Below are 20,282 nucleotides of genomic sequence, written 5' to 3'. Positions count from 1 at the left end.
GCGCCCCCTGCAGGAGCCGGCTTGCCGGCGATAGGGCCAGCCCAGGCCACCAACCATTTGCCCCCGGCGCCGAACCCATGGCATAGATGCACGTCTACCGTGCCTGCACATGCCTTTCAGGAGATCGCGCCCATGAGCAAGTCCCCCTACGTACCGCCCAAAGTCTGGAAGCACGAAGCCGCCTCCGGCGGCCAGTTCGCCAGCATCAACCGCCCGGTCGCCGGCCCCACCCACGACAAACAGCTGCCTGTCGGCAAGCACCCGCTGCAGCTGTATTCGCTGGCCACGCCCAACGGCGTGAAGGTGACCATCCTGCTCGAAGAGCTGCTCGCCCTCGGCCACTCCGGCGCCGAATACGATGCCTGGCTGATCCGCATTGGCGAGGGTGACCAGTTCGGTAGCGGCTTCGTTGAGGTGAACCCCAATTCGAAGATTCCCGCCCTGCTCGACCGCAGCGTCGAACCGCCGGTGCGGGTGTTCGAGTCCGGCTCGATCCTGCTGTACCTGGCCGAGAAATTCGGCGCCCTGCTGCCCAAGGCTCCGGCCGCACGCACCGAGTGCCTCAACTGGCTGTTCTGGCAGATGGGTTCGGCGCCGTACCTGGGCGGTGGGTTCGGCCACTTCTACGTGTATGCGCCAGAGAAGTTCGAGTACGCCATCAACCGCTTCACCATGGAGGCCAAGCGTCAGCTCGACGTGCTGGAGCGGCGCCTGGCCGACAGCGCCTACCTGGGCGGTGACGAGTACAGCATCGCCGACATCGCCGTATGGCCCTGGTACGGCCAGCTGGTGCGCGGCAACCTGTACGGTGCGGCCGAGTTTCTGGCGGTGCACGAGTACCCCAACCTGCAGCGCTGGGCCGAAACCATCGCCCAGCGCCCGGCGGTGCAGCGCGGCACCCGGGTCAACCGCACCTGGGGAGATGAAGACACCCAGGTGCCGGAGCGGCATTCGGCGGCTGATCTGGATTGATGCCTCGTGGGAGCGGGCTTGACCCGCGATGGATGGCGCCGGCTGCGCCGGTATCGCGGGGCAAGCCCGCTCCCACACCAGCATTCATGCCCCGCCAGCGCGCCCGGACTGCCGCGCTGCAACGAACCATTTCCCCGCTGCATGCCTGCGTGCAACAAGACCTTCTTGCTACACTCGCCGCCATGATTTTTCCACCTGCACAACTGTGGTGACAGCATGATCGAGGTAACCGAGGTTTCCATTGCCGAGCTGCGCAACGCGCTCGAGACCGGCCGCACGACCGCCGTGGAGCTGGTCAAGGCCTATCAGGCACGTATCGACGCCTTTGACGGCAAACACACCGCCACCGCACTCAACGCCGTGGTGGTGCGCAACCCCGAGGCACTGAAAGAGGCCGAGGCCTCCGACGCCCGCCGCGCCCAGGGCAAGACCCTCGGCCCGCTGGACGGCATCCCCTACACCGCCAAGGACAGCTACCTGGTCAAGGGCCTGACCGCCGCCTCCGGCAGCCCGGCGTTTCAGCACCTGGTCGCCCAGCGCGATGCCTTCACCGTCGAGCGCCTGCGCGCCGGCGGCGCCATCTGCCTGGGCAAGACCAACATGCCGCCGATGGCCAACGGTGGCATGCAGCGCGGCGTATATGGCCGTGCCGAAAGCCCGTACAACGCCAAGTACCTGACCGCCCCCTTCGCCTCGGGCTCGTCCAACGGCGCCGGCACCGCCACTGCCGCCAGCTACAGCGCCTTCGGCCTGGCTGAAGAAACCTGGTCCAGCGGCCGCGGCCCTGCCTCGAACAACGGCCTGTGCGCCTACACCCCGTCGCGCGGGGTGATCTCGGTACGCGGCAACTGGCCGCTGACCCCGACCATGGACGTGGTGGTGCCCTACGCCCGGACCATGGCCGACCTGCTGGAAATCCTCGATGTGGTGGTGGCCGACGACAGCGACACCCGCGGCGACCTGTGGCGTTTGCAACCCTGGGTGCCGATCCCGGCAGCCTCCAGCGTGCGCCCGGCTTCGTACCTGGACCTGGCGGTGCCAGCCGACTCGCTCAAGGGCAAGCGCTTTGCCGTGCCGCGCATGTACATCAATGCCGACCCTGAAGCCGGCACCTCGGAAAAGCCCGGCATCGGCGGCCCGACTGGCCAGCGCATCAACACCCGCGCCAGCGTGATCGCGCTGTGGCAGCAGGCCCGCCAAGCGCTGGAAGCAGCCGGCGCCGAAGTGGTCGAAACCGACTTCCCGCTGGTGTCCAACTGCGAGGGCGACCGCCCGGGCGCACCCACCGTGTACAACCGCGGCATGGTCAGCAAGGAGTTTCTGCATGACGAGTTGTGGGAGCTGTCGGGCTGGGCGTTCGACGACTTCCTGCGGGCCAACGACGACCCGCAACTCAACCGCCTGGCCGACGTCGACGGCCCGCAGATCTTCCCCCACGACCCGGGCACCCTGCCCAACCGTGAAGACGACCTGGCCGCCGGCATGGACGAGTACGTCAACATGGCCAAGCGCGGCCTGAAAACCTGGGACCAGATCGCCAGCCTACCGGACGGCCTGCGCGGCCTGGAAGCCACCCGCAAGCTCGACCTCGAAGACTGGATGGACGCCCAGGGCCTGGATGCGGTGCTGTTCCCCACCGTGGCCGACGTGGGCCCGGCAGATGCCGACGTAAACCCGGAGTCGGCGGACATTGCCTGGAGCAACGGCATCTGGGTGGCCAACGGCAACCTGGCGATCCGCCACCTGGGCGTGCCGACCGTCACCGTGCCGATGGGCGTGATGGCCGATATCGGCATGCCGGTGGGCCTGACCTTCGCCGGCAAGGCATACAGCGACAACAATCTGTTGAAATTTGCCGCGGCCTTCGAGGCCACAGGTTCGCGCCGCATGATCCCGCCGCGCACGCCGAAACTGAGCTGATCGCAACACCCCTGTAGGAGCTGGCTTGCCAGCGATAGGGCCCGGCCTGCAAACCACGATGCTGGAGTTGCGCCGTGGCTGACGACCTCATCGCCGGCAAGCCGGCTCCTACAGGGGGCCAGCGACCACCTGGAACAATTCAACAAAGCATGCAAAAATCAACCATCTGTTGATTAGAGCCTGCCCGCATGACCGCTGCCCAAGAGCGCAAGCTCACCTTCACCGTCCTCAAGGCCGCCCTCCAGGCCCTGGCCAGCGTTGCCCCGCGCAATGTAGAAATCCTCCTGCACGACCTCGACCACCCCGAACACTCGGTGGTGGCCATCGCCAACGGCCAGCTGTCCGGGCGCCAGGTCGGCAGCCCGATCCTCGCCGCCCCCGAGCAGGACCAAGGTTTCAAGGCCCTGATGCAGGCCGCCGACGGCCAGCCCGGCTGCGCGCCGGTGGTGCTGCCCGACTACCCGACCACCCTCAAGGGCCGGCAGCTGCGCAGCGCCACGGCGATCTTCCGTGACCGCGACGGCCAACCGTTCGCCAGCCTGTGCATCAACACCGATGTCACCGGCCTTGACGCGGCCATGGCCTTCATCCAGCACTTCCAGCCGCTGGGGGCCAGCCCGGGGCAGGCCAACAGCGTGGAACCGGCCGCCGACATGGCGGTACTGATGGCCGAGATCATCCAGGCTGCGCTGCAACGCAGCGGCCAGGGGCGGATGAACAAGCAGGCCAAGGTACAGGCCGTGCGCATGATGCAGGAGCGCGGCCTGTTCATCGTCAAGGGCGGCGTGGAGAAAGCCGCCGAGGCCCTCGGCGTGACCCGCTACACCATCTACAACTACCTGGAGCAGCTGCGCGGCGAACACGCCCCGGCTGCCCGCGACTGACCCCGGAGCCGCCATGCCCTTGCACATCCACACACCCTTGATCGAGTCCCGCCCACTGTCGCTCAGCGCCGGGCGCCCGGTCTGGCTCAAACTTGAAGCCCTGCAGCCGTGCGGCTCGTTCAAGCTGCGCGGGGTCGGCCATGCCTGTGAAACCCACCACGTCCGCGGCGCCCGGCATTTTGTGTCGTCGTCGGGCGGCAACGCCGGGCTGGCGGTGGCCTATGCAGGGCGCCAGTTGGGCGTGCCGGTGACCGTGGTGGTGCCCGAAACCACCAGCGCACGCGCCATCGAGCTGCTGCGCCTGGAAGACGCCACGGTGGTGGTGCATGGCGCCTCCTGGCAAGAAGCCAATGCCCATGCGCAGACACTGCTGGGCCCGAATGACGCGTTCATCCATCCGTTCGACGACCCGCTGCTGTGGGGCGGCCATGCCAGCATGGTCGACGAGGTGGCGGCGGCCGGCTTCAAGCCCGATGCCGTGGTGCTGTCGGTGGGCGGTGGCGGTTTGCTCAGCGGTGTGATCGAGGGCCTGCAACGCAATGGCTGGGGCGATGTGCCGGTGCTGGCGGTGGAAACCGAGGGCGCTGCTTCGCTGCATGCGGGCATGGCCGCCGGGCACACCGTGGAACTTGCCGGTATCACCTCGGTGGCCACCTCGCTGGGTGCCAAGCGGGTTGCCGAGCGGGCGCTGGCCTGCACCCGCGAGCACCCGGTGCACAGCCACCTGGTCAGCGACCGCGAGGCCCTCCTGGCCTGCGAACGGCTGCTGCACGAACACCGCCTGCTGGTGGAGCCGGCTTGTGGTGCCGCGCTGGCGCTGCTGGAGCGGCCGGATGCGTTGCAGGGTTACGGCAATGTGCTGGTGATCGTGTGTGGCGGGGCGACGGCCACGCTTGCGCAGATGCGCGCCTGGCTCGGCCAATGAATTGCCCCCCATCGCCGGCAACCAGCATGGCAAAGCCGCCCTCTATCGCTATATACTTTTTGATACAGCGATTTAGAAGTCCCCTGCCATGCCCACTATCCGTGATCGCAACCAGCACCTGATCCTCGAAGCCGCCAGCGAGGAATTCGCCGTACACGGCTTCGCCGCGGCGCGCATCGACGCCATCGCCGCCCGCGCCGGGCTGCCGCGGCCCAACGTGTTCTACTACTTTCGCAACAAGCGCCTGCTGTATATCGCCGTGCTCGACCTGGTGATGCAACCGCTGCTGCTGGCCTCGCGCCGCCTGGTCGCCGACCTGCACCCCGAGCAGGCCCTGCCGCGCTACCTCAAGGCCAAGGCCGAAGTCGCCCGCCAGCACCCGCATGCCACGCGGGTGTGGCTAAAAGAAATGTTGCACGGCGCCCGCCACCTGCCCGGCAACAGCGCCGAGGAGCTGCGCCTGAGCGTGCGCCAGAACCTCGCCTGCCTCAGCGCCTGGATGGACCGCGGGCTGATCGCCCGGGCCTGCCCGCAACATCTGCTAGTGTTCCTCTGGTCCACGCCCCTGGCCACCTTGCGCTTCGGCGAGGCGCCAGGCAGCGCCAGCCAGGTCAGGCCCAGCCGTGCCTCGACCCAGGCCATGGTCGATATGCTGCTGCGCAGCCTGCGCCCGGACGCGCTGGCGGTGGGCAAGACCGCCTGATCGCTACATCAAAAAAATACAACGAAAAGGAGTACCGGCATGAACCATGCCGCCAAGGAAGCCGTAGGTGCCCAGTACCAGCTGGACCTGATGAAGCACGCCCAGCGCATGACCTGGCAAGCCGTCGAGCGCATCGCCGACGGCATCCGCCCGGGCATGCGCGAGTCCGAGGCGCGTGCCCTGGGCCAGCAGGTGCTGGAGCAGCTGGGCATGCAGCGCCTCTGGCACCCCACGCACATCCGCTTCGGCGCCAACACCCTGAAGACCTTCAAGCAGCGCTCCGACGGCGACCCGGTGCTGGGCGAACAGGACATCTATTTCATCGACATGGGAGTGGTGTGGGAAGGCCACGAAGGCGATGCCGGCACCACCTTCGTCACCGGCAACGACCCGCAGATGGTCGCCTGCGCGGCAGCGGTGAAGGCCCTGTTCGACGAAGTGGCGGCCTGCTGGCGCAGCCAGGGCGTGACCGGGGTCGCGCTGTACGACTTCGCCGCCGAACGCGCCCGGGCCATGGGCTGGGTGCTGAACATGGAGATCAAGGGGCACCGGGTCAGCGACTTCCCGCACTCCATCTACCGTGCCGGCGATTTGGGCGCGTTCGAAGGGCAACCGGGGGCCGGGCTGTGGATTCTGGAAATCCAGATTGCCCACCCGACGCTGGGGTACGGGGCGTTTCATGAGGATCTGCTGGCCTGACAGGGCCCTATCGCCGGCAAGCCGGCTCCTACAGGTTAAGGCGGCCTTCAGCCCAACAACGTGACAAGCTCTGGTCGAAACTCAGCGGCACTGGCCTCGACCAACGCCAGCGTCACCGGCAACTTGAACCGCCTCGGCCCGGCGCTACCCGGGTTGAGGTACAAGCGCCCTGCCCGCCATTCGATCAGCGGCTTGTGCGAATGCCCGGTGATCACCACCTGCACCGCATCGTCCAGGTCTTGCGGCACATCCGCGATATCGTGCACCAGCAGTACCTGCCAACCCTCGATGGAAAAACGCAGCTCATCTGCCAGGCCTTCGGCCCAAGGCAGGCCCAGGTCGTTGTTGCCGCGTACCACCTGAAGCGGCGCCATGGCCTGCAGCGCCTCGAGCACTTCTGGCTTGCCGATATCCCCGGCGTGCACGATCAGCGCGCAGCCTTGCAGCGCGGTCAAAGCCTCTGGGCGCAGCAGCCCGTGGGTGTCGGATATCACGCCTATTTTCATTGCCAATCCTCTGCCGGCTGACGGGCGGCACAGCATACGCCTGCTCAACTCAAAGGCTGATCACGACGGTCATATTCTTTTGTTCTACTGAGCCCGCCCCAACCAGAAAAATTCCCCCGGCCAGCCCGCCGGAACCCGCGCCAGGGACGGCGCGCAGGGGCTTGCCGGCGAAAGGCCGGCAGCAAACGGCCGCAACTCGGACGAAAAGCGCCTTGCGCCCTTTCGTACTGCGGCAAGTGAAGGCACAATGCGTGTCCTTTTTTTGGCCGGCCTGGCCGGGGGCCTTTAAATGATCAAGACGCCGTACTACCTCATCGACAAAACCAAGCTGCTGAGCAACATGGAGAAGATCGCCTACGTGCGCGAACACTCCGGTGCCAAGGCCCTGCTCGCCCTCAAGTGCTTCGCCACCTGGTCGGTGTTCGACCTGATGCAGCAGTACATGGATGGCACCACCTCTTCCTCGCTGTACGAGCTCAAGCTCGGCCGCCAGAAGTTCGCCGGCGAAACCCACGCATACAGCGTGGCCTGGGCCGACGACGAAGTCGAAGAGATGCTCGACAACTGCGACAAGATCATCTTCAACTCGATCGGCCAGCTGCAGCGCTTCGCCGAACAGTCCGAAGGCAAGATCCGCGGCCTGCGGGTCAACCCGCAAGTGAGCAGCTCGGACTACCTGCTGGCCGACCCGGCGCGCCCGTTCAGCCGCCTGGGCGAGTGGGACCCGGCAAAGATCGAACAGGTGATCGGGCAGATCTCCGGTTTCATGTTCCACAACAACTGCGAGAACGGCGATTTCAGCCTGTTCGACAAGATGCTCAGCCACATCGAGGAGCGCTTCGGCCACCTGCTGCACCAGGTCGAATGGGTCAGCCTGGGTGGCGGCATCCACTTCACAGGCGAGGACTACGCGGTCGACGCCTTCTGCGCGCGCCTGAAAGCCTTCGCCGAAAAATACGGTGTGCAGGTGTACCTGGAGCCAGGCGAAGCGGCCATCACCAACAGCGCCTCGTTGGAAGTGACCGTGCTCGACACCCTTTACAACGGCAAGCACCTGGCCGTGGTCGACAGCTCGATCGAAGCGCACCTGCTCGACCTTTTGATCTACCGCCTCAACGCCAAGATGGCCCCCAACGATGGCGAGCACACCTACATGGTTTGCGGCAAGTCGTGCCTGGCCGGTGACATCTTTGGCGAGTACCAGTTCGACAAGCCGCTGGCCATCGGCGATCGCCTGTCGTTCATCGACACGGCCGGTTACACCATGGTCAAGAAAAACTGGTTCAACGGTCTGAAAATGCCGTCCATCGCGGTCAAGCAACTCGACGGCAGCGTCGAGCTGGTACGCGAGTTTGGTTTCGAAGACTACGTTTCGAGCCTGTCGTAAGACGGGCTTTCATGAAGGAGAGCAGCTGAATTGAAGAAGAACGTTCTTATCATTGGTGCAGGAGGTGTCGCCAAGGTGGTGGCCCACAAGTGCGCACAGCATAACGACGAGTTGGGTCGTATTGCGATTGCGTCACGGAACATCTCCAAATGCCAGGCCATCATCGACAGCGTCAAGGCCAAGGGTAGCCTCAAGGTACCCGCCGACATCCAGGCCTTCTCGCTCAATGCCCTCGATGTCGAGGCAACCAAGGCGCTGATCCGCGAGACCGAATCGCAGATCGTGATCAACGTCGGTTCTGCCTTCCTCAACATGTCGGTGCTGCGTGCCTGCATCGATACCGGTGTCTCTTACCTTGACACCGCCATCCACGAAGAGCCGGGCAAGATCTGCGAAACCCCGCCGTGGTACGGCAACTACGAGTGGAAACACCTCGAAGAGTGCCAACAAAAGAACATTACCGCCATTCTCGGCGTCGGTTTCGACCCGGGTGTGGTGAACAGCTACGCGAAACTCGCGCAGCAACAGTACTTCGACCAGATCGACTCGATCGACATCCTGGACGTGAATGCCGGCTCCCACGGCAAGTACTTCGCCACCAACTTCGACCCGGAAATCAACTTCCGCGAGTTCACCGGGCAAGTGTGGAGTTGGCAGAACAATCAGTGGACCAGCAACACCATGTTCGAGGTCAAGCGTACCGACGACCTGCCGGTGGTGGGTTCGCAAAACCTGTACCTGACCGGGCACGATGAAGTGCACTCGATCTCGAAGAACCTGAACGTGCCGAACGTGCGCTTCTGGATGAGCTTCGGCGAGCACTACATCAACGTGTTCACCGTGCTGAAGAACCTCGGCCTGCTCAGCGAGCAGCCGGTGAAGACCGCCGAAGGCCTGGAAGTGATACCGCTGAAAGTAGTCAAGGCCGTGTTGCCGGACCCAGCCTCGCTGGCCCCGGGCTACACCGGCAAGACCTGCATCGGCGACCTGGTCAAGGGCACCAAGGATGGCCAGCCGCGCGAGGTGTTCATCTACAACGTGGCCGACCACGAAGAAGCCTACGCCGAGACCGACAGCCAGGGCATCTCCTACACCGCTGGCGTGCCGCCGGTAGCGGCCGCCCTGCTGGTGGCCCGCGGTGAGTGGGACGCAGGGCGCATGGTCAACGTCGAGGAACTGCCGGCCGAGCCGTTCCTCAAGGCGCTGGACGTGATGGGCCTGCCGACCCGCGTGAAAGATGAAAAAGGCGACCGTCCGTGGGACGCTGAAGCCTGATCATCAGTGGTATGAACAAAAGGGGTGCCGCATGGCGCCCCTTTTGTTTTGCAGGCCCGGCCTCTTCGCGGGCAAGCCCGCTCCCACAGGGACCACGTGAGCTTCAAACCTGCGCTGCCCCTGCAGGAGCCGGATACCTGTGGGAGCGGGCTTGCCCGCGAAGAGGCCGCCACAGGAATAACCACCTGAACCGCCACCGGGCTTTAAGTCCCACCGCGCCTGCGCTATCTTCGCCGCCCGCCCCACCTGCAATGCGAAGGAAATGCCAGCATGCTCTCCAGCCGTACCCTCACCCTGATCCTGGGTGTCGCCTTCATCCTCCTCGACCAGTGGGTCAAGCTGATCGCCCTGGTGGGGCTGAAAAGCCACAGCTACGTATTCGGCAACCAGCACCTGTGGCTGGACCTGGCCCTGAGCCTCAACCCAGGCGCATTCCTCAGCCTGGGCGCAGGCCTGTCGCCCTGGGTGAAGCAATTGATCTTCGTGGCAGCAGTGGGCGTGGTGTGCGTCTGGGCCATCGTCTGGGCGCTGCGTAACTGGCAGGCCACGCCGCTCAAGGCTGGCGCTGCGTACTTCATCGCCATGGGCGGGCTGTCCAACCTGATCGACCGGGTGACCCGCGACGGCCACGTGGTCGACTACCTGGTGCTCAACCTCGGCCCCCTGCACACCGGCGTGTTCAACCTGGCCGATATCGCCATCATGGCCGGGGCCGGAATTTTGCTGTGGACCGGGCTGAAAAAGCCCCAGGCCATTTAAGGTGACCGGGGGCTAACCTCAAGTCCTTGATCTTCATACGCAAACGGCTTCTCGCTCTGGTATAGCTGGTACTGCTCAGTCGATAACAAGAGAAGCCCCAGGCTCGCGCCGCCTACGGGCTGGACGGTTTCAGGCAGGTCAAGGGCATCGGCCTTGCCTACGACCTGACGCGTGGCTACGCTGCGCTCAATCATGAGGCGAAATGACCGATAAACCCAGTGACGTCAGCGCCACCGTGGCTCATTTCAAAGCCATTGCCGACGAGAAGCTCGCTCAACTGCGCGCCTCCAGCCAATACGACAGCTTTCTGAACGAAAACGCCATCGAGGCGTTTTCACGTATCGAGCAGTCCAGCTACGCCGGCCGCCCGCACGCTTCGCGCAAGCGCGCCTCCTGACCGCTCAACGATGTTGCTGTGTTGTCGGTGATGACGCCATCGCCGGCAAGCCGGCCCCTACAGGGGCCCGCGCAACCCTGCAGGAGCTGGCAATCATGGCTCAAGGCGCCGCCACCTCACTGGGCGCCGCCAACTGCAATACCTCGCTGGTGTAGCGCCATTCTTCCTCGACCTTGTCCGGGTGCTCGTTCAGCCGCGTGCCGTATGAAGGCACGATCTGCCGCACCTTGGCCTGCCATTCGGGCGTGGCCAGCTTGTCCTTGAACACCTTGCCCAGCAGATCGAGCATGATCGGCGGCGCGGTCGAGGCGCCCGGCGAGGCGCCCAGCAGGCCGGCGATGCTGCCGTCCTTGGCGACGACAATCTCGGTGCCCAGCTTGAGCACCCCGCCCTGGTTCTCATCCTTCTTGATGATCTGCACCCGCTGCCCGGCCTGCCACAGGCGCCAGTCTTCCTTCTTCGCCTCCGGGAAGTAGGTCTGCAAGGCCGCGAAGCGGTCATCGTCGGACTGCAGCACCTGGCCGATCAGGTATTTCACCAGGTCGAACTCGCGCACACCCACCCGCACCATCGGCCAGCTGTTGTGCACCGACATGCTGGCGAACAGGTCCAGCAACGAGCCTTCCTTGAGGAACTTGGTGGAGAAGGTGGCAAACGGGCCGAACAGGATCATGCGCTTGCCGTCGAGCACCCGGGTGTCCAGGTGCGGCACCGACATCGGCGGCGCCCCGGTGGCGGCGATGCCGTAGGCCTTGGCCATATGGCGCTGGGCGATGGCCGGGTTGTCGGTGACCAGGAACGAGCCACCCACCGGGAAGCCCGCGTAGTCCTTGGCCTCGTCGATGCCGGACTTCTGCAGCAGCGGCAGCGCCGCACCGCCGGCGCCGATGAACAAAAACTTGGCATCGGTGGCCGCCTTGCTGCCGTCCTTGAGGTTCTTGTACTCGACGTGCCAGCTGCCGTCCTGGTTGCGGGTGATGTCCTCGACTTCGCTGGAGAGCTTGAGGTCGAAGTTCGGCCGGGTTTGCAGGTAGCCCACGTACTGGCGGGTGATCTCGCCGAAGTTGACGTCGGTGCCGATGGGCGTCCAGGTGACCGCAAGCTTCTGGTTGGGGTCGCGCCCCTCCATCATCAGCGGCACCCACTTGGCGATCTGCGCGTGGTCTTCGGAAAACTGCATGGGCTTGAACAATGGGCTCTGCTGCAGGGCCTCGTAGCGTTTTTTCAGGAAGCGGATATTGTCGTCGCCCCATACAAAGCTCATGTGCGGCGTGGTGTTGATGAATGAACGCGGGTTCTTCAGCACGCCCTGACGCACCTGCCAGGCGAGAAACTGGCGGGTGACCTGGAACGACTCGTTGATCTCCACCGCCTTGCTGATGTCGATCTTGCCGTCCTTCTCGGGGGTGTAGTTGAGCTCGGCCAGCGCCGAATGCCCGGTGCCGGCGTTGTTCCAGCCGTTGGAGCTTTCTTCGGCGACCTTGTCCAGGCGCTCGACCATCTGCATCGACCAGCCCTGCTCCAGTTCGTTGAGCCACACCGCCAGGGTGGAGCTCATGATGCCGCCGCCCACCAGCAGCACGTCGACCTTTTTGCTATCGGCGGCCTGGGCCGTGCCCAAGCCCATGGCCAGGCACAGCGTGGCCAGCGCCCATGGTTTTTTGTTGATGTTCATGTGTGCTCCCTTTGCGATTGTCCATGATCGGGCATCACGCCTGGGTGTAGCTTAGCTGACTGAAATGCTCGGGTTTGCTGAACCGGCTCATCGCCGACTAGCCGGCTCCTGCAGGGGGCTCAGCCGTGCCGGCGGTAAGGCCGATGCAGCAGATGCTTGCCATCGGCGCATTCTCGAAATACTGTATGAATATTCAGTATATCGAGTCATCCCCCATGCAGCTGATCGCCAAACTCGGCATCCTCGCCGACGCCGCCAAGTACGACGCCTCTTGCGCCAGCAGCGGCGCGCCCAAGCGCAGCTCGCGCGGGCGCGACGGGCTGGGCGCCACCGACGGCATGGGTATCTGCCACAGCTACACCCCCGACGGGCGCTGCGTGTCGCTGCTCAAGGTGCTGCTGACCAACTTCTGCCTGTACGACTGCCAGTACTGTGTCAACCGCCGTTCCAGCAACGTGCCGCGGGCGCGCTTCAGCCCCGAAGAAGTGGTGCGCCTGACCCTGGACTTCTACCGGCGCAACTGCATCAGCGGGTTGTTTTTAAGCTCCGGCATCATCCGCTCGGCCGACTACACCATGGAGCAGCTGATCCGCGTGGCCCGCCTGCTGCGCGAGGAGCACAACTTCCGCGGCTACATCCACCTCAAGACCATCCCCGACGCAGACCCGCTGCTGATCGAAGAAGCCGGGCGCCTGGCCGACCGCCTGAGCGTCAACATCGAGCTGCCCACCGACGCCAGCCTCCAGCGCCTGGCCCCGGAAAAACAAGCCAGCACCATTCGCCAGGCCATGGGCGTGATTCACCAGGGCCAGCAGGCGGTGGCCGGCGAACCCCGCGCGCCGCGCTTCACCCCGGCCGGGCAAAGCACCCAGGTGATCGTCGGCGCCGACGCCACCGACGACAGCACCCTGCTGCGCAACGCCGAGTCGCTGTACCAGGGCTACGGCCTCAAGCGCGTGTACTACTCGGCGTTCAGCCCGATCCCCGACAGCCCCGGCAGCGTGCCCCTGGCCGCCCCGCCGCTGCTGCGCGAGCACCGCCTGTACCAGGCCGACTTCCTGCTGCGCGGCTATGGCTACAAGGCCGGCGAATTGCTGGGCGAGGTGGGCAACCTGGCGCTGGACATCGACCCCAAGCTTGCCTGGGCGCTGGCCAACCGCGAGGTGTTCCCGCTGGATGTGAACCGCGCCGAGCCCGCACTGCTGGCGCGCATTCCCGGCATCGGCCTGCGCAGCGTGCAGCGCATGGTGGCGCTGCGCCGCGAGCGGCGCATCCGCTACGACGACCTGATCCAGCTGCGCTGCGTGCTGGAAAAGGCCCGGCCGTTCATCGTCACCAGCGACTACCGCCCGGCCCAGGCAGAGCTGCGCAGTGGCCTTTTGCGCGAGCGCCTGCGCGAACCCCAGGCGCCGGTGCAGATGGGGCTGTGGGGGTGATCGCGCTCGACTGCAGCGACTGCTTCGCCACCTGGCGCAACCAGGCGCGCACCCTGCTCGGCCACGGCATCGACCCGGCCGAGGTCACCTGGGGCCAGGGCCCGATGGGCGACCTGCTGGCCGTGGTCACACCGTTGCCCGAAGGGCCCGGCCCGTTCCGCGCACGGGTGCCGGCAGAGCTGCTCACACAGTTGGAACAAGCCGGCCGCTACCGTGGCGAGCAGCGCTGGAACCTTTTGTACGAGGTGCTGTGGCGGGTGGCCCATGGCGACCGCACTGCCATGCTGGCCGGCGAGCGCCTGGGCAGCGAGCTGCAGCGGCGGATCCGCCAGGTGGGCCGTGAAGCCCACCACCTGCATGCCTTCGTACGCTTCATACCCTTGCCAGAGGCGCTGGCCGAGTCGCTGCAACTTGACCTGATCGCGTGGCACGAACCGGCCCACGACATCCTCGACAGCGCCAGCGGCCATTTTGCCGAGCGCCTGGGCCGCCAGCGCTGGCTGATTGCCACGCCTCGCGACGGCATCCGCTACGACGGGCAAACCCTCGACTACCGGCGCCAGTGCCCAAGCGACTGGCAAGACTGGGCGCGCAATGCCGAAGACCCCGGCGCAGAGCTGTGGCTGACCTACTACCGGCACACCTTCAACCCGGCCAGGCTCAACCCGGATGCCCTGCGCCAGCACTTGCCCGGGCGCTTCTGGCGCAACCTGCCGGAGGGGCCGCTGATTCCGCAACTGGTCGGCCAGGCCCGACAGGGCAAACAGCGCGACGGGCAAGCGCTGGAGGTGGGGTTGCAACAAGGCAAGCGGATCGGCGGGCCACGCCCTCTGTAAGAGCCGGCTTGCCGGCTCCTACAGAGGGCGAAAGCATTCGAACGGGTGTCCAATGTGAAAAATATGTAAAAAAACCACCCATACAGACTGTTACATATTGATAAACCCTGACAGAATTATTGCTAATCGTTCTCATAAGCACTAGCAATAAGGACCCCTTCAGGCATGTCCCTTCGCCCTTCCCCCCAGCGCTTCACGCCCAACCTGCTGGCCATGGCCATCTGCATGGCCGCCCTGCCACCCGCTTTCGCCGAGGAGCAGGCCCAAGCGCCTGCGGTGATGGAACTGGGTGCCACCGCCATCAACGACAGCAGCCTGGGCAGCACCACCGAAGGGTCGCAGTCGTACACCACCGGCAGCATGTCCACTGCCACCAAGCTGCCGCTGACCATGCGCGAAACGCCCCAGGCGGTGACGGTGATCACCCGCCAGCGCATGGACGACCAGAACATGAAGAGCATCAACGACGTGGCCAAGTACACGCCGGGGCTGTTCCTCAACCAGTCCAACGGCCCGGGCCGGCAGACCTACACCGCCCGTGGCTTCGATGTCGACAACATCATGTACGACGGCATCCCCAGCGCCTACACCGGCTGGGTGGTCGGCGCCCAGCCCAACCTGGCGATGTTCGACCGGGTCGAAGTGGTACGCGGCTCCACCGGCCTTGTCACCGGCGCCGGCACGCCGTCTGCGGCCATCAACCTGGTGCGCAAGCGCCCGCTGGCCGAACAGAAGGTCACCCTCACCGGCGCGCTCGGCAGCTGGGACAACTACCGCGGCGAGATCGACGCCTCCAGCCCGCTCAACGACAGCGGCACCCTGCGCGGCCGGGTGGTGGCCTCGTACAACCCCAGCCGCAGCTTCCGCGACGGCCAGGACGAGAACCATGACCTGTTCTATGCGGTAACCGAAGCGGACCTGAGCGACGACACCACCCTCACCCTCGGCATCTCCCACCAGAAGGACAAGACCAACTTCTTTTGGGGGGCGACCCCGGTCGGGCTCGACGGCCACCACCTGGACCTGTCGCGCTCGTACAACCCGGCCACCGACTGGGAGAACAAGGACCAGGAGATCAACACCCTGTTCGCCGAAGTGCGCAAGCAACTGGCCAACGACTGGAAGCTGCAGGTCAACACCACCTACAGCGAGCAGAATGCGTTGTTCCGCGGCTCGTACCAGTCGCGCTGGGCGGGCAATGACCTAAGCCGCACGGTCTACCAATCGGCCCACCGCGAAAACCAGCTGGGCGTGGATGCCTTCGCCAGCGGCCCGTTCCAGGCACTTGGCCGCAGCCACGAACTGGTGGTCGGCGCCAGCAAGCGCCTCTACGACATGAACGAGCGCGACTACAGCCCGTACGACACCAACTACCCGCTCAACGGCGGCAAGCCTAACTTCCTGCACAGCAGCAACAGCCAGTACGTGATCGAGCAGGAAGGCGTGTACGCCACCACCCGCCTGAGCTTGGCCGACCCGCTCAAGCTGATCCTCGGCGGGCGCCTGGACTGGTACGACTACGACCAGCACGACGGCGATGGCAAAGGCGATTACAAGGTCACCCGCAACGTGACCCGCTACGGCGGGCTGATCTACGACCTCGACGAACACCACTCGGTGTACCTGAGCTACACCGACATCTTCACCCCACAGGACGGTCGCGATGCCTCCGGCACGCCGATCATCCCGATCGTCGGCAAGAACTACGAGGTGGGGATCAAGGGTGAGTACTTCGACGGCGCACTCAACGCGAGCCTTGCAGTGTTCCGCATCGAGCAGGAAAACCGCCAGGTTGAGGTGGGTGTGGTCAACTGCCCGCAACTGACCTGCTACGAGGCGTCAGGCGAAGTGCGCAGCCAGGGGGTCGACTTCGAGCTGCAAGGCGCGCTGACCGACAACTGGCAGATCGGTGGTGGCTACACCTATGCCCGCGTGCACACCATCAAGGATGAAAAGAACCCCGGCAACATCAACAAGCCGCTCAACAGCGACACCCCCGAGCACCAGTTCAAACTGTTCACCACCTACCGCTTCCAGGGCCCGCTGGAAAAACTGCGGGTGGGCGGTGGCCTGACCTGGCAGAGCCGCATGTACAACGACATCGTGCTCAAGGACGGCGTCAGCCACTACCGCCTGGAGCAAGGCGCCTATGCAGTCACCGACCTGATGGCCGGGTATCAGGTCAGCCAGCACCTGGACCTGCAGCTGAACGCCAACAATATCTTCGATCGCAAGTACTACTCGTCGATCTCCGAGTCGGTGGATTACGGCGGCGATACCTTTGGCGACCCGCGCAATTTCATGCTGACGGCCAAGTACAGTTTCTGAAGCCGCGCCTGGCTTGCCGGCCCTATCGCCGGCAAGCCGGCTCTCATAGAACAAACTGCAACTCATTGATTTAACAAGGTCCCTGTGGGAGCGCTGGGACGCGCCCGGCCTATGGTATACACACTGTCTACCGCATTAGACTTCGCGCCTTTTCCTCGCGAACTCCAACATGGCCAAGATCACCGGGCGCGATGCCACCTTCCGCGGCCTCGCCGCCATCCTGCTGTGGAGCACAGCTTCCGGCCTGATCCGCAGCGTCAGCCAGCATTTCGGCGCCATCGGCGGTGCCGCGCTCATCTATACCCTCGGTGCCCTGCTGCTGGTGGCCTTGCTGGGCAAGCCGCGACTGCGCAGGGCCACGCCGTTCTACCTGGTCAGTGGCTCGATACTGTTCGTCGCCTACGAGATCTGCCTGTCACTGGCCCTGGGCTATGCCCTGGACAGCACCCAGGCGATCCAGCTGATGGTAGTCAACTACCTGTGGCCGAGCCTGACCGTGGTGCTGGCGATCGTGATGAACCGCCAGCCGGCGCGCTGGTACATCGTGCCGGGCACGGCCCTGGCACTATTGGGCATCTTGTGGGTGGTGAGCACCGACGGGCTGTCGCTGCAGAGTCTTGCCAGCAACCTTGCATCCAACCCGCTGGGCTACGGGCTGGCGGCCGCCTGCGCGGTGACCTTCGCGCTGTACTGCAACGTCACACGGCGGTACGCCAACGGGCAGAACCACGTGGTGCTGTTCTTCCTGCTGACTGCCGCCGTGCTGTGGGTGAAGTACGCCTTCAGCGATGAGCTGCTGCCTGCCGCGCACACGGCGGCCAGCCTGGAGCTGCTGGGCGCGGGCCTGGCCATTGCCGGCGGCTATGCGCTATGGAACATCGGCATCCTGCGCGGCAACTTGACCCTGCTGGCCACCGCCTCGTACTTCGCCCCGGTGCTGTCGGCAGGTTTTGCCGCACTGTGGCTGGGCGCCTCATTGGCCATGCAGTTCTGGCAAGGTGCGTTGCTGGTCACCCTGGGTTCGCTGCTGTGCTGGCACGCGACCCGTCAGCCGGCGGCCCAGGGCTGAACATACCTGGCCACCGTACAGCAGCCAGAGGCTGCGCGGTTTACCCAGCGATAGCCTTCTCGATGGCGGCGATATCGATCTTGGTCATGCCCATCATCGCGTCGAAGGCGCGCTTGGCGGCTGCGCGGTCGGGGCTGGCCACCGCCTCGGTGAGCACCCGCGGGCTGATCTGCCACGACAGGCCCCACTTGTCCTTGCACCAGCCGCAGACGCTTGCCTGGCCGCCGTTGCCGACGATGGCGTCCCAATAGCGGTCGGTTTCTGCCTGGCTGTCGGTAGCCACCTGGAACGAAAACGCCTCGCTGTGGGTAAAGGCCTTGCCGCCGTTGAGGCCAATGCAGGGGATGCCCATCACGGTGAATTCTACGGTGATCACATCGCCGGCCTTGCCCGAGGGGTAGTCGCCTGGGGCTTTGTGTACGGCGGTGACGTGGCTGTCGGGGAAGGTGCTGGCGTAGAAGTTGGCGGCCTCTTCGGCGTCGTGGTCGTACCAGAGGCAGATGCTGTTCTTGGGGGTCATGTGCGTTGGCTCCTGGGCGGGGTTCCTCGAGTCTAGGCCCCCTGTCCGGCCTTTTTCTGCCGGCTGATCAGCGGGCTTGATGCTGGCTGAACGCCAGTTAATAGCCGTTGCAGTCACGGATGCCGAATTCGCGGGAACCATGGGGCATGTTTTGCAGTGGTCAGGCGATTTTGGCGCGGTGCTTGACTTGCTGGTGGTAGTGGTCGATGTCATCGACGATCAGGTAGAAGGTGCCTGAGCAGCCGGTGGGGTGCTGCCATAGGTTTTGCTGGGTGAGTACCAGGGTGGCGTTTTGCAGGGTGGCGGTGAGGGTTGATTGGGCGGTGTCGGTTAGGGTGAAGTCCAGGGTGTCGCGGTAGTGGGTGCGGGTGGTTTCTAGGTTGGTGGTGTGGAGTAGCAGGGCTATGGGCATGGGGGCTCGCTGGTTTTTGGGGTTCGGGTTCGGGTTCGGGTTCGGGTTCGGGTTCGGGTTCGGGTTCGGGTTCGGGGCTTATGGTGATTTCTTCAGAAGATGTATGCACATTCGTTGACGATAGCGGCTTTTCGTCACCTTTCCGCCCTTACGGCGGGTAACTTTTTGAAGGATCAAAAAGTCACCAAAAAATCCCTGCGGTATGACTCACCCACATGGGTTACAAATCAGTTCACGCACATAGGTAACAGTTTTTAACTGGCATGGTCGGTTTTTCGAGGATCTGACCATGCCTTGGCGAGAGCTGAAACCTATGGACATGAAAGTGCTTTTCATCGCTGACTATCTCCAGGGGGCGCCTAGCTTCAGCGCCCTTTGCGAGGCCTACGAGATCAGTCGAAAGACCGGTTACAAATGGGTCGAGCGTTTCGAGAAAGCTGGCCCAGCAGGCCTAGAGGAACGTAGCCGTCGCCGGCTGACGCAAGATTGGTTGTACCCGTCGCCGTTCGCGAGGCCATTATCGAATTACGCGGCAAGGGCCAGACGGAGCCTGGGCCCAAAGATCCAGGCCGCATTGCAGGAACGTTTTCCTGACCAGGCGCCTCCCTCCAAGACAACGATCTACAACATCCTCAAGAAAGCCGAGCTGATCAAGCCGCGGCGCCTGCGTCAGCGCGTAGCGGTCTATCCCAAGCCGCTTGAAAAGGCGGAGTCGCCCAATCAGCTCTTCACTGCGGACTACAAAGGCCAGTTTCTGACAGGAGCTGGGGTCTGGTGCTATCCGTTGACGATCATGGATCACGCCAGTCGCTTCTTGCTCGCGTGCCACAGCATGGCCAATACGAACTTTCTGGAGACACAGGCTGTGTTCACTGAGGTCTTTCGTGAAAACGGGCTACCTGAACGTATCCGGACCGATAACGGCGTGCCGTTTGCCAGTAAAGGGCGTGCAGGGCTCTCCCAGCTGTCCATCTGGTGGCTGCGCCTAGGCATCATTCCTGAACGTATTGCGCCTGGCAGACCGGAGCAAAATGGTCGGCACGAGCGTATGCACCGAACACTCAAAAGTACGCTTCCGTCACCGCCCGCAGTGGCTTGGGAGGCTCAACAACGGCACTTCGACCGCTTCCGGCAACACTACAATTACGAGCGGCTCCACGAAGCACTGAAGCAGAAAACACCAGCGTCCTGCTACCAGCCTTCGCCACGCCCGTTCCCGGAAAAACTACCTGAAATGACTTACCCCAGTCATATCGAGAGCCTGCCAGCTGATCGCAGTGGCATCGTCAACCGCCGGGGTTTGAGGATCTATGTAGGTTACGTGCTCAAGCATCAGACCATTGGGCTGGAGCAAGTCGGGGATGGGGTGTGGGATGTTATTTTCGGCCCAATCATTCTCGGCAGGATCGATGAGCGAGATGCCGATGATGGTTATGTAACACTTCAGGTGTTGTCACCTATGTGAGCGAACTTTTGTGTAACCCATGTGGGTGACCCGTACACTGCTCCCATCATCCGGCCCCCTACGCTGCGCTTCGGGGGTTCCCTCGCTCCGGGCTTGCTCCGGAGGTACGCGCCG

The 20,282-nt window shown here is 64.3% G+C and carries 18 protein-coding genes and 1 pseudogene; 15 read left to right on the top strand and 4 right to left on the bottom strand.

Going from position 1 to position 20,282, the window contains the following annotated elements:
- Nucleotides 1-132: 132 nt before the first annotated feature.
- The 6 genes from yghU to KSS93_RS14360 all read left to right on the top strand — a co-directional run bounded on the left by yghU (nt 133) and on the right by KSS93_RS14360 (nt 6,103).
- Complete coding sequence (gene yghU / locus KSS93_RS14385) at nt 133-972, top strand: glutathione-dependent disulfide-bond oxidoreductase (RefSeq protein ID WP_217884678.1); 840 nt, start codon at nt 133-135, stop codon at nt 970-972.
- A gap of 216 nt (nt 973-1,188) precedes the next feature.
- Complete coding sequence (locus KSS93_RS14380; RefSeq protein WP_217884677.1) at nt 1,189-2,892, top strand: amidase; 1,704 nt, start codon at nt 1,189-1,191, stop codon at nt 2,890-2,892.
- A 188-nt stretch (nt 2,893-3,080) separates the two neighbouring features.
- Complete coding sequence (locus KSS93_RS14375) at nt 3,081-3,776, top strand: helix-turn-helix transcriptional regulator (RefSeq protein WP_217884676.1); 696 nt, start codon at nt 3,081-3,083, stop codon at nt 3,774-3,776.
- A gap of 13 nt (nt 3,777-3,789) precedes the next feature.
- Nucleotides 3,790-4,701 carry a pyridoxal-phosphate dependent enzyme gene (locus KSS93_RS14370; RefSeq protein WP_217884675.1) on the top strand — a complete coding sequence of 304 codons (912 nt, stop codon included), beginning with the start codon at nt 3,790-3,792 and terminating at the stop codon, nt 4,699-4,701.
- Nucleotides 4,702-4,789: 88 nt separating this feature from the next.
- Nucleotides 4,790-5,404, top strand: coding sequence for a TetR family transcriptional regulator C-terminal domain-containing protein (locus KSS93_RS14365; protein ID WP_217884674.1), 615 nt, complete (start codon nt 4,790-4,792; stop codon nt 5,402-5,404).
- 39 nt (nt 5,405-5,443) lie between these two features.
- A complete protein-coding gene (locus KSS93_RS14360; protein WP_217884673.1) occupies nt 5,444-6,103 on the top strand; it encodes a M24 family metallopeptidase in 660 nt (219 codons plus the stop codon).
- Nucleotides 6,104-6,150: 47 nt separating this feature from the next.
- On the opposite strand, the gene KSS93_RS14355 is transcribed toward KSS93_RS14360, so the two are convergent.
- Nucleotides 6,151-6,609, bottom strand: a complete 459-nt coding sequence (locus tag KSS93_RS14355; protein WP_217884672.1) for a metallophosphoesterase family protein — start codon at nt 6,607-6,609, stop codon at nt 6,151-6,153.
- A 289-nt stretch (nt 6,610-6,898) separates the two neighbouring features.
- On the opposite strand from KSS93_RS14355, the gene KSS93_RS14350 reads away from it, so the two are divergent.
- The 4 genes from KSS93_RS14350 (at nt 6,899) to KSS93_RS14335 (ending at nt 10,427) form a co-directional block, all read left to right on the top strand.
- Nucleotides 6,899-7,996 carry a carboxynorspermidine decarboxylase gene (locus KSS93_RS14350; RefSeq protein ID WP_217884671.1) on the top strand — a complete coding sequence of 366 codons (1,098 nt, stop codon included), beginning with the start codon at nt 6,899-6,901 and terminating at the stop codon, nt 7,994-7,996.
- 30 nt (nt 7,997-8,026) lie between these two features.
- Nucleotides 8,027-9,271, top strand: a complete 1,245-nt coding sequence (locus KSS93_RS14345; protein WP_217884670.1) for a saccharopine dehydrogenase family protein — start codon at nt 8,027-8,029, stop codon at nt 9,269-9,271.
- 270 nt (nt 9,272-9,541) lie between these two features.
- Nucleotides 9,542-10,030, top strand: a complete 489-nt coding sequence (locus KSS93_RS14340; protein ID WP_217884669.1) for a signal peptidase II — start codon at nt 9,542-9,544, stop codon at nt 10,028-10,030.
- Nucleotides 10,031-10,232: 202 nt separating this feature from the next.
- On the top strand, nt 10,233-10,427 hold the full coding sequence (locus KSS93_RS14335) for a hypothetical protein (RefSeq protein WP_217884668.1): 195 nt from the start codon (nt 10,233-10,235) through the stop codon (nt 10,425-10,427).
- Nucleotides 10,428-10,527: 100 nt separating this feature from the next.
- Here KSS93_RS14335 and mqo read toward each other — a convergent pair whose 3' ends face one another.
- Complete coding sequence (gene mqo, locus KSS93_RS14330; RefSeq protein WP_217884667.1) at nt 10,528-12,102, bottom strand: malate dehydrogenase (quinone); 1,575 nt, start codon at nt 12,100-12,102, stop codon at nt 10,528-10,530.
- Nucleotides 12,103-12,317: 215 nt separating this feature from the next.
- On the opposite strand from mqo, the gene KSS93_RS14325 reads away from it, so the two are divergent.
- The 4 genes from KSS93_RS14325 to yddG all read left to right on the top strand — a co-directional run bounded on the left by KSS93_RS14325 (nt 12,318) and on the right by yddG (nt 17,771).
- Nucleotides 12,318-13,538: a putative DNA modification/repair radical SAM protein gene (locus KSS93_RS14325; RefSeq protein WP_217888734.1), complete on the top strand. Its 1,221-nt coding sequence runs from the start codon at nt 12,318-12,320 to the stop codon at nt 13,536-13,538.
- The gene (locus KSS93_RS14320) at nt 13,529-14,374 is read left to right on the top strand and encodes a TIGR03915 family putative DNA repair protein (RefSeq protein WP_217884666.1); all 846 of its coding nucleotides are present in this window, start codon (nt 13,529-13,531) and stop codon (nt 14,372-14,374) included. The genes KSS93_RS14325 and KSS93_RS14320 overlap by 10 nt, the downstream gene beginning before the upstream one ends.
- 165 nt (nt 14,375-14,539) lie before the next feature.
- Nucleotides 14,540-16,702, top strand: a complete 2,163-nt coding sequence (locus KSS93_RS14315; RefSeq protein ID WP_217884665.1) for a TonB-dependent siderophore receptor — start codon at nt 14,540-14,542, stop codon at nt 16,700-16,702.
- 169 nt (nt 16,703-16,871) lie between these two features.
- A complete protein-coding gene (gene yddG / locus KSS93_RS14310; protein ID WP_302474045.1) occupies nt 16,872-17,771 on the top strand; it encodes an aromatic amino acid DMT transporter YddG in 900 nt (299 codons plus the stop codon).
- 40 nt (nt 17,772-17,811) lie between these two features.
- Here yddG and KSS93_RS14305 read toward each other — a convergent pair whose 3' ends face one another.
- Nucleotides 17,812-18,291 carry a VOC family protein gene (locus tag KSS93_RS14305; RefSeq protein ID WP_217884664.1) on the bottom strand — a complete coding sequence of 160 codons (480 nt, stop codon included), beginning with the start codon at nt 18,289-18,291 and terminating at the stop codon, nt 17,812-17,814.
- 160 nt (nt 18,292-18,451) lie between these two features.
- Nucleotides 18,452-18,703, bottom strand: a complete 252-nt coding sequence (locus KSS93_RS14300; RefSeq protein WP_225917181.1) for a VOC family protein — start codon at nt 18,701-18,703, stop codon at nt 18,452-18,454.
- 289 nt (nt 18,704-18,992) lie between these two features.
- Between KSS93_RS14300 and KSS93_RS14295 the strand changes: the two are divergent.
- A pseudogene (locus tag KSS93_RS14295) lies at nt 18,993-20,168 on the top strand (integrase core domain-containing protein).
- The last annotated feature ends 114 nt before the right edge of the window (nt 20,169-20,282 follow it).

Source organism: Pseudomonas xanthosomatis, assembly GCF_019139835.1.
GTDB lineage: Bacteria > Pseudomonadota > Gammaproteobacteria > Pseudomonadales > Pseudomonadaceae > Aquipseudomonas > Aquipseudomonas fakonensis.
The sequence above is the reverse complement of the archived record's forward strand: the minus strand, read 5'-3'. Positions and strand labels throughout refer to the sequence as shown.